The following is a 12,299-nucleotide window of genomic DNA, read 5'->3' as shown; positions in this document are numbered from 1 at the left end:
GACCCGTCTTGAGCGCCTGGGCTTCTTCAAGGAAGTCAACGTCGAGACCCCGCAGGTGCCTGGCACCGACGACCAGGTCGACGTCAACTACAGCGTCGAAGAGCAGGCCTCCGGCTCGATCACCGCCAGCGTCGGTTTCGCCCAGAGCGCCGGCCTGATCCTGGGGGGGTCGATCAGCCAGAGCAACTTCCTCGGTACCGGTAACAAGGTATCCATCGGCCTGACCCGTTCGGAATACCAGACCCGTTACAACTTCGGCTTCGTTGATCCCTACTTCACCGCCGATGGCGTCAGCCTGGGCTACAACGCCTTCTACCGCAGCACCGATTACGACGACCTCGACGTCGACGTTGCCAGCTATGCGGTGGACAGCTACGGTGCCGGCGTCAGCCTGGGCTACCCGATCAGCGAAACCTCGCGCCTGACCTACGGCCTGAGCGTGCAGCAGGACAAGATCAAGACCGGCAAGTACACCGTTGACGAGATCTTCGACTTCCTCGAGCAGGAAGGTGACAACTTCCTGAACTTCAAGGCCTCGATCGGCTGGTCCGAGTCGACCCTGAACAAAGGCGTACTGGCCACCCGTGGTCACTCGCAAAGCCTGACCCTGGAGTCCACCGTTCCGGGCAGCGACCTGTCGTTCTTCAAGCTTGACTACCGTGGCCAGCTGTTCAAGCCGATCACCAGCGACTACACCCTGCGCCTGCATACCGAGCTGGGCTATGGTGATGGGTACGGCAGCACCTCCGGCCTGCCGTTCTACGAGAACTATTTCGCGGGTGGTTTCAACTCCGTCCGTGGCTTCAAGGACAGCAGCCTGGGCCCGCGCAGTACCCCGAGCATCGGTGAGGCCGCAGGTGGCAAGCCAGGCACCATCGCTGACCCGGATCAGGATCCGTTGCCGTTTGGTGGTAACGTGCTGGTGCAAGGCGGTGCCGAGCTGCTGTTCCCGCTGCCGTTCGTCAAGGACCAGCGTTCACTGCGCACTTCCGTGTTCTGGGACGTGGGTAACGTGTTCGACACCAATTGCGGCAACAAACCTGATTGCGAGAAGGTCGGGTTCTCGGGCATGGCCAGTTCGGTCGGCCTGGGCGTGACCTGGATTACCGCACTGGGCCCGTTGAGCTTCAGCCTGGCAATGCCGGTCAAGAAGCCGGACGATGCCGATACCCAGGTGTTCCAATTCTCTCTGGGCCAGACCTTCTAAGGTCGGCCCTTGCTTAATGACAACGGTTTATCCAGGAGTGCATCGTGCGTAAATTGGCTCAATTGGCCGTAGTGGCCGCGGCGCTGGTCGCCACCCCGGCTTTCGCCGAAATGAAGGTTGCCGTCCTGAACTACCAGATGGCCCTGCTCGAGTCGGATGCCGCCAAGAAGTATGCGGTTGATGCCGAGAAGAAATTCGGTCCGCAACTGACCAAGCTGAAAAGCCTGGAAAGCAGTGCCAAGGGCATCCAGGACCGCCTGATCAAGGGCGGCGACAAGATGCAGCAGCAGGAGCGTGAGCGCCTGGAACTCGAGTTCAAGCAAAAGGCCCGCGATTTTCAGTTCCAGTCCAAGGAACTGAACGAAGCCAAGGCCGTTGCCGACCGCGATATGCTCAAGCAACTGAAGCCGAAGCTTGATGGTGCTGTCGAGGAAGTGATCAAAAAGGGCGGCTACGACCTGGTCCTCGAGCGTGGTGCGGTCATCGATGTCAAACCTCAGTACGACATCACCCGCCAAGTCATCGAGCGCATGAACCAAGCCCGTTGATATGAGTGTGACCATGACGCTAGGCCAGCTGGCCGAGGTGCTCGGAGCTACCCTCAAGGGGCCCGAGGCGCTGCAGATTACCGGGCTGGCCACCTTGCAAGAGGCTGGTCCGACGCAGTTGAGCTTCCTCGCCAACCCGCAGTACCGCAAGTACCTGGACAACAGCCAGGCCGGCGCGGTGCTGCTCAAGGCTGCGGATGCCGAAGGCTTTGCCGGCAATACCCTGGTCGTTGCGGACCCGTACCTGGCTTACGCGCGGATTTCCCACCTGTTCGATCCCAAACCCAAGGCTGAGGCGGGAATACATCCCAGCGCCGTGGTGGCGGAAGATGCCCAGGTGGACGCCAGCGCCAGCATCGGGCCGTTCGCGGTCATCGAAAGTGGTGCGCGCATCGGCGCCAACGTCAGCATCGGCGCACACTGCTTCATCGGTGCCCGCTGTGTGGTCGGTGAAGGTGGTTGGCTGGCACCGCGGGTCACGCTGTATCACGACGTGACCATCGGTAAGCGTGTGGTCATCCAGTCGGGTGCCGTGATCGGCGGTGAGGGCTTCGGCTTTGCCAACGAGAAGGGTATCTGGCGCAAGATTGCACAGATCGGCGGCGTCACCATTGGTGATGACGTTGAGATCGGTGTCAATACGGCTGTCGACCGTGGCGCGCTGTCCGATACCCGGATCGGCGACGGGGTCAAGCTGGATAACCAGATCCAGATCGCTCACAACGTGCAGATCGGTGATCACACTGCCATGGCCGCTTGCGTCGGAATCTCCGGCAGCACGCGCATCGGCAAGCACTGCATGCTGGCCGGTGGTGTGGGGCTGGTTGGGCATATTGATATTTGCGATAACGTTTTCGTTTCCGGAATGACCATGGTTACCCGTTCGATCACTGAACCGGGTTCCTATTCTTCCGGCACTGCCATGCAGCCGCTGGCTGACTGGCGCAAGAGCGCCGCGCGTATCCGCCACCTGGACGACATGGCCAAGCGTCTCCAGCAGCTGGAAAAACGCGTCGATACCGTGACCTCAGGTGGCCTGCCGACATCAGAAGGCTGATACCATTCCCTGAGCAAGAGTGAACAGTCGCTAGCTGGCTCCTCTTTGGATTGCAAAAGGAGCGTGTGGTCAGCACCTGCGCTCCCTATTCTTATTACAGGCTTCCCCACCGAAATGATGGACATCAACGAGATTCGCGAATACCTGCCTCACCGCTACCCGTTTCTGCTGGTAGACCGTGTGACGGATCTGGACTTCGAGGCCCAGAGCATTCGTGCCTACAAGAATGTCAGCATCAACGAGCCGTTTTTCAATGGCCACTTCCCGGCACACCCGATCATGCCGGGTGTCCTGATCATCGAAGCCATGGCCCAGGCGGCCGGCATCCTTGGTTTCAAGATGCTCGATGCCAAGCCGGCCGATGGCACCCTGTACTACTTCGTCGGTTCCGACAAACTGCGTTTCCGTCAGCCGGTTCTGCCGGGCGACCAGCTTGTGCTGGAGGCCAAGTTCCTCAGCCGTAAAAGCATGATCTGGAAGTTCGAGTGCCGCGCCCTTGTCGATGGCAAGCCGGTCTGCTCGGCAGAAATCACCTGCGCGGAACGCTCCCTATGAATTCGATTGATCCTCGGGCCATTATCGATCCGTCGGCCAAGCTGGCCGACGGCGTCGAGGTCGGCCCTTGGTCGATCGTTGGCCCTGATGTCGAAATCGGGGAGGGCACCGTCATCGGCCCGCATGTTGTGCTCAAAGGCCCGACCCGCATCGGCAAGCACAACCGTATCTTTCAGTTTTCCTCGATCGGTGAAGACACCCCGGACCTTAAGTACAAGGGTGAGCCGACGCGCCTGGTGATCGGTGATCACAATGTGATTCGCGAAGGGGTGACCATCCACCGCGGTACTGTTCAGGACCGCGCGGAAACCACCGTGGGTGACCATAACCTGATTATGGCCTATGCCCACATTGGCCACGACAGTGTCATCGGCAACCACTGCATCCTGGTCAACAACACGGCGTTGGCAGGTCATGTACATGTGGGTGACTGGGCGATCCTGTCCGGTTACACCCTGGTTCACCAGTACTGCCATATTGGCGCCCACGCGTTTTCCGGCATGGGCACGGCCATTGGCAAGGACGTTCCGGCCTTCGTTACCGTGTTCGGCAGCCCCGCCGAAGCCCGCAGCATGAACTTCGAGGGCATGCGCCGCCGCGGTTTCAGCGACGAGGTGATCCATGTGCTGCGTCGTTGCTACAAGATTGTCTACCGTCAGGGCCTGACCGTCGAAGACGCGCTCAAGGAGCTGGCCGAACCGGCCACGCAACACCCTGAGGTCGAGCTGTTCCGTCAGTCGATCCTGAGCTCCGCTCGCGGCATTACGCGCTGATATGGCCCAGCTTTGCGTAGCGCTGGTCGCGGGTGAGGCCAGTGGCGATATTCTTGGTTCAGGCTTGATGCGTGCCCTCAAGGCACGCCACCCCGACGTGCGGTTCATCGGGGTTGGCGGCCCCTTGATGGAAGCTGAGGGCCTGCAATCCTATTTCCCCATGGAGCGTCTGGCCGTCATGGGGCTGGTCGAGGTACTCGGGCGCCTGCGCGAGCTGCTCAAGCGCCGCAAGTTGCTGATCCAGACCCTGATCGAAGAAAAGCCCGACGTATTCATCGGCATCGACGCCCCTGACTTCACCCTCAACATCGAGCTGAAGCTGCGCCAGGCCGGAATCAAGACCGTGCACTATGTCAGCCCGTCAGTGTGGGCCTGGCGGCAGAAGCGCGTGCTGAAGATTCGCGAAGGCTGCGACCTGATGCTGACGCTGCTGCCGTTCGAGGCGCGGTTCTACGAAGAGCAGGGTGTGCCAGTGCGTTTTGTTGGCCACCCGCTGGCAGACACCATCCCGCTTGAAGCCGACCGCCCGGCCGCGCGCGCCGCGCTGGGCCTGGGCGAGGGGCCGGTGGTGGCATTGATGCCGGGCAGTCGGGGCGGCGAAGTAGGGCGCCTGGGCGCATTGTTCCTCGACGCCGCCGAGCGCCTTTGCCAACAAGTGCCGGGTGTGCGCTTCGTGTTGCCCTGCGCCAACGCCACGCGGCGCGCCCAGATCGAACAGATGCTTGAAGGGCGCCAACTGCCGCTGACCCTGCTCGATGGCCAGTCGCACCAGGCCTTGGCAGCCTGTGACGCGGTGCTGATCGCCTCGGGTACCGCCACCCTCGAGGCGCTGCTGTACAAGCGGCCGATGGTGGTGGCGTACCGCCTGGCGCCCTTGACCTTCTGGATTCTCAAGCGTCTGGTGAAAAGCCCTTACGTGTCATTGCCGAACCTGCTGGCCCAGCGAGAGCTGGTGCCCGAGCTGCTGCAGGACGACGCGACCAGCGAAGCGCTGGCCAACACCCTGGCGCCGCTGGTGCGCGATGGAAGCCAGCAGACCGAACGTTTCGACGAAATTCACCGCACCCTGCGCCGTGACGCCTCCAATCAGGCGGCCGAGGCGGTACTGGCCCTGCTCAAGGACCGCTGACATGCAAATTGGACTGGACTTCAACCTGGTAGAAGACCTGGTCGCCGGCGTTGACGAAGTGGGCCGTGGCCCGCTGTGTGGCGCGGTGGTAACGGCGGCGGTGATTCTTGATCCCGCGCGGCCGATTCTCGGCCTGAACGATTCGAAGAAACTCACCGAAGCCAGGCGTGAGGCGCTGTTCGACGAGATCTGCGAAAAGGCCTTGAGCTTCTGCATCGCCCGCGCCGAAGTCGAGGAAATCGACAGCCTGAACATCCTGCAGGCCACCATGCTGGCCATGCAGCGGGCAGTGGAGGGCTTGCACATTACGCCGAAGCTGGCCCTGATTGATGGCAATCGCTGCCCGAAGCTGGCGGTGCCAGCAGCACCGGTGGTCAAGGGGGATAGCCAGGTGCCGGCCATTGCGGCGGCATCGATCCTGGCCAAGGTGACCCGTGATCGGGAAATGAGTGCGTTCGAACTGATCTACCCGGGTTATGGCATTGGCGGGCACAAGGGCTACCCGACCCCGGTGCATCTCGAGGCCTTGGCGCGCCTTGGGCCTACGCCCATTCATCGGCGTTCCTTCGCCCCGGTGCGGGCGGCTTGGGAAGTGCGCGAAGGCGTCACCGATTCCCTGATCTGACCTATTGGGGCCGCTTTGCGGCCCTTCGCGGGCACGCCCGCTCCCACAGGATTCATCGGTCTGAGCAGCGGGGCCATACCTGTGGGAGCGGGCGTGCCCGCGAAGGGCTGCAAAGCAGCCCCAAAAAAAGCCCCTAGTTAGGCTACAATCCCGCCCTTGTCGTTAAGCACTGCTACAGGATCTTCCATGTCGGTTCCCTTCGTTCACCTGCGCGTCCACTCCGAATTCTCGCTGGTCGACGGCCTGGTGCGGATCAAGCCGCTGGCCAAGGCGCTGACCGGGATGAACATGCCGGCGGTCGCGATCACCGATCAGAGCAACATGTGCTCGCTGGTGAAGTTCTACAAGACGGCCATGGGCGCCGGCATCAAACCGATCTGCGGTGCCGACCTGTGGCTGGCCGGTGCCGACCCGGAAGCCCCGCTGTCGCGCATCTGCTTCCTGGCCATGAACCCCAAGGGCTATCGCAACCTCACCGAACTGATCTCGCGCGGCTGGACCGATGGCCAGCGCAATGGCCTGGTCATCCTCCAGCGTGAATGGATCGCCCCGGCCAGCGAGGGCCTGATTGCCTTGTCCGCGGGCAAGGAAGGCGACATTGGCATGGCGCTGCTGGCGGGTCGGCAAGACGAAGCCGAAGCGCTTCTTCAGGACTGGATGGGCATGTTCCCCGAGCGCTTCTACGTTGAAGTGCAGCGCACCAATCGCGCACGCGACGAAGAATACGTGCACGCGGCGGTGGCATTGGCCGACAAGCTTGGCGCCCCGCTGGTGGCTACCAACGACGTACGTTTCATCAAACAGGCGGATTTCGACGCCCACGAAACCCGCGTCTGTATCGGTGAGGGCTGGACCCTCGATGACCCGCGCCGCCCGCGTTGCTACAGCGACCAGCAGTACCTGAAGTCGGCGGAGGAAATGGCCGAGCTCTTCAGCGACCTGCCCGACGCCATCGCCAACACCGTCGAAATTGCCAAGCGCTGCAACATCCAGGTACAGCTGGGCAAGTACTTCCTGCCTGACTTCCCCACGCCCAATGGCATGGGCATCGATGACTACCTGCGGCATGTGTCCCACGAAGGCCTGGAAGAGCGCCTGGCCGTGTTGTGGCCGAAAGAGACGACGCCCAATTATGAAGAAAAGCGTCAGGTTTACCTGGACCGCCTGAAGTTCGAACTGGACATCATCATCCAGATGGGCTTCCCCGGTTACTTCCTGATTGTTATGGACTTCATCAAGTGGGCCAAGAACAACGACGTACCGGTGGGCCCGGGTCGTGGTTCGGGTGCCGGCTCGCTGGTGGCCTATGTCCTGAAGATCACCGATCTCGACCCGCTGGCCTACGACCTGCTGTTCGAGCGCTTCCTCAACCCTGAACGTGTTTCCATGCCCGACTTCGACGTCGACTTCTGCATGGACGGCCGTGACCGGGTGATCGACTACGTGGCCGAGGCCTACGGCCGTAACGCGGTGAGCCAGATCATCACCTTCGGTACCATGGCCGCCAAGGCGGTGGTGCGTGACGTGGCGCGGGTGCAAGGCAAATCCTATGGCCTGGCCGACCGCCTGTCGAAGATGATCCCCTTCGAAGTGGGCATGACCCTGGAGAAGGCCTACGAGCAGGAAGAAATCCTGCGTGACTTCCTCAAGGGCGACGAAGACGCCCGTGAAATCTGGGACATGGCCCTGAAGCTGGAGGGTGTGACCCGGGGTACCGGCAAGCACGCCGGTGGTGTGGTTATCGCACCGACCAAGCTCACCGACTTTTCGCCGATCGCCTGTGATGAAGAGGGTGGTGGCCTGGTAACCCAGTTCGACAAGGATGACGTCGAGGCCGCCGGCCTGGTGAAGTTCGACTTCCTCGGCCTGCGTACCTTGACCATTATCAAGTGGGCGATGGAGATCATCAACCGCGAGCAGGCCAAGAAGAACCTGCCCGACCTCAACATCGACTTCATCCCGCTGGACGACCGCAAGACCTACGAGCTGCTGCAGAAGGCCGAAACCACGGCGGTGTTCCAGCTTGAATCGCGCGGCATGAAGGAGCTGATCAAGAAGCTCAAGCCCGACTGCCTGGAAGACCTGATCGCACTGGTTGCGTTGTTCCGCCCGGGCCCGCTGCAATCGGGCATGGTGGACGACTTCATCAACCGCAAGCACGGCCGCGCCGAGCTGGCCTACCCGCACTCCGACTACCAGTACGAAGGCCTCAAGCCGGTACTGGCGCCAACCTACGGCATCATCCTGTACCAGGAACAGGTGATGCAGATCGCCCAGGTGATGGCAGGTTATACCCTGGGTGGCGCCGACATGCTGCGCCGGGCCATGGGTAAGAAAAAGCCCGAGGAAATGGCCAAGCAGCGCGGTGGTTTCATCGAAGGTTGCGTGGCCAACAATATTGATGCGGACCTCGCCGGTAACATCTTCGACCTGGTAGAGAAGTTCGCGGGCTACGGCTTCAACAAATCCCACTCCGCCGCCTATGGCCTGGTGTCGTACCAGACCGCCTGGCTGAAAACCCACTACCCGGCGCCATTCATGGCCGCGGTCCTGTCGGCGGATATGCACAACACCGACAAGGTGGTGGTGCTGGTGGAGGAGGTGCGCAGCATGAAGCTGCGCCTCGACGCGCCGGATGTGAACTTCTCGGACTTCAAGTTCACCGTCAACAACGACGGCCGTATCGTCTACGGCCTTGGTGCCATCAAGGGTGTCGGCGAAGGCCCGGTGGAGGCGATTGTCGAGGCCCGTGCCCAAGGCGGTCCCTTCAAGGACCTGTTCGATTTCTGTGAACGCATCGACCTCAAACGGGTCAACAAGCGTACCCTTGATGCGCTGGTGCGCAGTGGCGCGCTGGACCGCCTTGGTCCGCACTTCCATGACGAGATCAAGGCCTACCACGCCAACATCGACATCAACCGGGCAACCTTGCTGTCGGCGCTGGGCGAGGCCATCAAGGCAGCCGAGCAGGCCGCACACACCGCTGACAGTGGTCATGTCGACCTGTTCGGCAGCATGTTCGACGCGGCAGATGTCGATGTGTATGCCAACCACCGCAAGGTGCGCGAGCTCACCCTCAAGGAGCGTCTGAAGGGGGAGAAGGACACCCTTGGCCTGTACCTCACCGGCCACCCGATCGACGAGTACGAGACCGAGATCCGTCGCTTCGCCCGCCAGCGCATCGTCGACCTCAAGCCGTCGCGCGAAACCCAGACCATCGCGGGCATGATCATTGCGCTGCGGGTGATGAAGAACAAGAAGGGCGACAAGATGGGCTTCGTCACCCTGGATGACCGTTCCGGGCGGATCGAGGCATCGCTGTTTGCCGATGCCTTCATGGCGGCACAGTCCTTGCTGCAGACCGATGCGATGGTGGTGGTGGAAGGGGAGGTCAGCAATGACGACTTCTCCGGGGGCTTGCGCCTGCGGGTGAAGCAGGTGATGACCATGGAAGACGCACGCACCAAGCTGGCCGAGAGCCTGCGCCTGAAGGTGGCGCACGACGCACTGAAGGGCGACCGGCTGAAGTGGCTGGGCGAGCTGATCACCCGCCATCGCGGTGCTTGCCCGATCACGCTGGAGTACACCGGCAGCGACGCCAAGGCCATGCTGCAGTTTGGCGAGCAGTGGGCGATCGACCCGGCCGATGGGCTGATTCAGGCGCTGCGTGACCAGTTCGGGCGTGAGAACGTCTTCCTGCAATATCGTTGAACCGACAAAAATTTAATCTCGACCTGAATGCGCCTGATCCCTTAAGGTATGGCGCCAAACGGATCAACCGGCCGGCCGCCTGGCCGTAGACCCAAGACGGATGACTATGAACCCGAATTTCCTCGACTTCGAACAGCCGATTGCCGACCTGCAAGCCAAGATCGAAGGCCTGCGCCTGGTGGGCAACGACAACTCGCTGAACATCAGCGATGAAATTGCCCGTCTGCAAGACAAGAGCAACACCCTGACCGAAAGCATCTTCGGCAACCTGACCAGCTGGCAGATCGCCCGCCTGGCCCGTCACCCGCGTCGTCCATACACCCTGGACTACCTGGAGCACATCTTCACCGAGTTCGAAGAGCTGCACGGGGACCGTCACTTCTCTGACGACGCCGCCATCGTGGGTGGTACTGCGCGTCTGGACGGCAAGCCGGTCATGGTCATTGGCCACCAGAAGGGCCGTGAAGTGCGCGAGAAAGTGCGTCGCAACTTCGGCATGCCGCGCCCGGAAGGTTACCGCAAGGCCTGTCGCCTGATGGAAATGGCCGAACGCTTCAAGATGCCGATCCTGACCTTCATCGACACGCCGGGCGCCTACCCGGGCATCGACGCCGAAGAGCGCAACCAGAGTGAAGCCATCGCCTGGAACCTGCGGGTCATGGCACGCCTAAAAACCCCGATCATCGCTACCGTGATCGGTGAGGGTGGTTCCGGTGGGGCACTGGCCATTGGCGTGTGCGACCAACTGAACATGCTGCAGTACTCCACCTACTCGGTTATTTCGCCGGAAGGCTGTGCTTCGATTCTGTGGAAAACGGCCGATAAAGCAGCAGACGCGGCCGAGGCCATGGGCATCACCGCCGAGCGTCTGAAAAGCCTGAACATTGTAGACAAGGTCATCCAGGAGCCGCTGGGCGGCGCCCACCGTGACCCGGCCCAGATGTCCGAAAGCATCCGTGCCGATCTGGTGCAGCAGCTGGACATGCTCGGCAAGTTCGACAACGATGCGCTGTTGGCCCGTCGTTACGAGCGCCTGATGAGCTACGGCCTCTGATTCTGATTAGCCCTGGGGCCGTTTTGCGGCCCTTGTGATTGATGGCACCGGCTTCGCCGGTGTTCGCGGGTAAACCCGCTCCTACAGGTTGCGCTGCCCTTGAGGCTTGCGCCGTACATGTGGGCGCGGGCATGCCCGCGAATGCTTTCTTGAATCGAGCGAGGGCTAGATGATCAACCTCACTCCTTGGCTCAACGCCCCCACCTGGCACGTCGCCTTCTCCGGCGGCCTCGACTCCACCGTCCTCCTGCACCTGCTGGCCGAGTACGCCCGCAACCACGCATCCCCCCCGCTGCGCGCCATCCATATCCACCACGGCCTGCAAGCCGCTGCCGACGCCTGGCCCGCCCACTGCCAAGCCATCTGCGACAATTTCGACGTTGAACTCCAGGTCATCCACGTCCAGGTCTCCCCAGGCGCCAGCCTGGAACAGGCGGCCCGAGAGGCCCGCTATGCCGCCTTCAGGCAAGTGCTCGGCCCGGGCGATATCCTGTTCACCGGTCAGCACCGCGACGACCAGGCCGAGACCCTGCTGTTCCGCCTGTTGCGCGGCGCCGGCCTGCGTGGCCTGGCGGCAATGCCGGGGCAGCGGGCGCTGGGGCAGGGCAGCCTGGTCAGGCCGTTACTGGTCTGTTCCCGGCAACATTTGCAGGATTATGCCCAAGCCCAAGGGCTGACCTGGATCGAAGACCCGTCAAACGTCGACACACAATTCGCCCGCAACTACCTGCGCGGCGAAGTGATGCCGCAGTTGCAGCAACGTTGGCCACAGGCCAGCCAGAACTTCGCCCGTGCAGCAGAGCATCTGGGCCAGGCGCTGGGTTTGCTGGACGAACTGGCCCAGGAGGATCTGGCCCTTGCGCGCAAAGGGGCGCCTCTCGCCTGGCCGGGGCTGGATTCCCTCGACCTGGCCGCCCTGCTGGCGTTATCGCCGGCGCGTCAGCGCAATGCCTTGCAGTACTGGCTGAGCCAGCGCACCCGTTTGCCCGATACCCGTCACTGGGCCGGCTGGGCAGACCTGCGCGATGCCGCTGCCGATGCCCGGCCAGTCTGGCGGCTTGCCGATGGACGGTTGGTGCGTAGCCACGGGCGCATCTGGTGGCTGAGCGGTGATTGGCTACAGCAACCGACCGGCTCGCTGGCCTGGCCCGAGCCTGATGGGCCGTTGCGGTTGCCGGACAATGGTTGCGTGCGTCTTGTTGGCGCAGCCATGCCGAGCGGGTTGCGTATTGCCTACCGTCAGGGGGGTGAAATGCTGGCGGTTCCCGGCCGTGGCCGGCGGGACCTCAAGCGCCTGCTCAACGAACAGCAGGTGCCGCATTTCCTGCGCTCGCGCCTGCCGTTGCTGTATCACGGCGAATGCCTGCTGGCGGTGGCCAACCTGCCCGGGCTGGTGCAGGCGGATTGCCAACTGCACTGGCAGTTACCGACGAACGCGCAAGGTTTGAGCTGAAGGGTACATTCCGGTAGACTACCCTCCCTTCTTGATACAACTTCTGTGGGTTCCGCGAAAACACAGGAGTTGCCGATTACCAAGCAGTTTTTTGCCGAGCTGATTCTGGAAATGACGAGCGAACGCCATGCCGGGTATACCCTGGCTGTACAGACGCGGCAGTTTTTCGAGATGCACTGTGATTGAC

General features: G+C 62.1%; 10 protein-coding genes. All 10 read left to right on the top strand.

Annotated features, from left to right (window positions below):
- The coding region (gene bamA / locus I8746_RS19490) for an outer membrane protein assembly factor BamA (RefSeq protein ID WP_221100952.1) at positions 1-1,207 on the top strand (1,207 nt) is incomplete at its 5' end.
- Between the two features lie 44 nt (positions 1,208-1,251).
- Positions 1,252-1,755: an OmpH family outer membrane protein gene (locus tag I8746_RS19485; protein ID WP_003252311.1), complete on the top strand. Its 504-nt coding sequence runs from the start codon at positions 1,252-1,254 to the stop codon at positions 1,753-1,755.
- A gap of 1 nt (position 1,756) precedes the next feature.
- A complete protein-coding gene (lpxD, locus tag I8746_RS19480) occupies positions 1,757-2,812 on the top strand; it encodes a UDP-3-O-(3-hydroxymyristoyl)glucosamine N-acyltransferase (protein WP_128573847.1) in 1,056 nt (351 codons plus the stop codon).
- A gap of 114 nt (positions 2,813-2,926) precedes the next feature.
- Positions 2,927-3,367 carry a 3-hydroxyacyl-ACP dehydratase FabZ gene (gene fabZ, locus I8746_RS19475; protein ID WP_003252314.1) on the top strand — a complete coding sequence of 147 codons (441 nt, stop codon included), beginning with the start codon at positions 2,927-2,929 and terminating at the stop codon, positions 3,365-3,367.
- Entirely contained in the window at positions 3,364-4,140 is a 777-nt protein-coding gene (gene lpxA, locus I8746_RS19470; RefSeq protein ID WP_010952681.1) for an acyl-ACP--UDP-N-acetylglucosamine O-acyltransferase, read from the top strand. The genes fabZ and lpxA overlap by 4 nt, the downstream gene beginning before the upstream one ends.
- A gap of 1 nt (position 4,141) precedes the next feature.
- Complete coding sequence (lpxB, locus tag I8746_RS19465; protein WP_004576845.1) at positions 4,142-5,269, top strand: lipid-A-disaccharide synthase; 1,128 nt, start codon at positions 4,142-4,144, stop codon at positions 5,267-5,269.
- A gap of 1 nt (position 5,270) precedes the next feature.
- On the top strand, positions 5,271-5,894 hold the full coding sequence (gene rnhB / locus I8746_RS19460) for a ribonuclease HII (protein WP_012053540.1): 624 nt from the start codon (positions 5,271-5,273) through the stop codon (positions 5,892-5,894).
- Between the two features lie 186 nt (positions 5,895-6,080).
- Entirely contained in the window at positions 6,081-9,605 is a 3,525-nt protein-coding gene (gene dnaE, locus I8746_RS19455; RefSeq protein ID WP_012053539.1) for a DNA polymerase III subunit alpha, read from the top strand.
- A 106-nt stretch (positions 9,606-9,711) separates the two neighbouring features.
- The gene (locus I8746_RS19450; protein WP_014754274.1) at positions 9,712-10,659 is read left to right on the top strand and encodes an acetyl-CoA carboxylase carboxyltransferase subunit alpha; all 948 of its coding nucleotides are present in this window, start codon (positions 9,712-9,714) and stop codon (positions 10,657-10,659) included.
- 169 nt (positions 10,660-10,828) lie between these two features.
- Positions 10,829-12,112 carry a tRNA lysidine(34) synthetase TilS gene (gene tilS, locus I8746_RS19445; RefSeq protein WP_221100951.1) on the top strand — a complete coding sequence of 428 codons (1,284 nt, stop codon included), beginning with the start codon at positions 10,829-10,831 and terminating at the stop codon, positions 12,110-12,112.
- The last annotated feature ends 187 nt before the right edge of the window (positions 12,113-12,299 follow it).

This window comes from Pseudomonas sp. USTB-Z, assembly GCF_019691255.1.
Classification (GTDB): domain Bacteria; phylum Pseudomonadota; class Gammaproteobacteria; order Pseudomonadales; family Pseudomonadaceae; genus Aquipseudomonas; species Aquipseudomonas alloputida.
The sequence above is the reverse complement of the archived record's forward strand: the minus strand, read 5'-3'. Positions and strand labels throughout refer to the sequence as shown.

Excerpts from the sequence above, each read along its gene's own strand:
- rnhB (WP_012053540.1), top strand. The coding sequence starts at position 5,271 with ATGCAAATTGGACTGGACTTCAACCTGGTAGAAGACCTGGTCGCCGGC.
- tilS (WP_221100951.1), top strand. The coding sequence starts at position 10,829 with ATGATCAACCTCACTCCTTGGCTCAACGCCCCCACCTGGCACGTCGCC.
- lpxD (WP_128573847.1), top strand. The coding sequence starts at position 1,757 with ATGAGTGTGACCATGACGCTAGGCCAGCTGGCCGAGGTGCTCGGAGCT.
- lpxA (WP_010952681.1), top strand. The coding sequence starts at position 3,364 with ATGAATTCGATTGATCCTCGGGCCATTATCGATCCGTCGGCCAAGCTG.
- lpxB (WP_004576845.1), top strand. The coding sequence starts at position 4,142 with ATGGCCCAGCTTTGCGTAGCGCTGGTCGCGGGTGAGGCCAGTGGCGAT.
- I8746_RS19450 (WP_014754274.1), top strand. The coding sequence starts at position 9,712 with ATGAACCCGAATTTCCTCGACTTCGAACAGCCGATTGCCGACCTGCAA.
- dnaE (WP_012053539.1), top strand. The coding sequence starts at position 6,081 with ATGTCGGTTCCCTTCGTTCACCTGCGCGTCCACTCCGAATTCTCGCTG.
- fabZ (WP_003252314.1), top strand. The coding sequence starts at position 2,927 with ATGATGGACATCAACGAGATTCGCGAATACCTGCCTCACCGCTACCCG.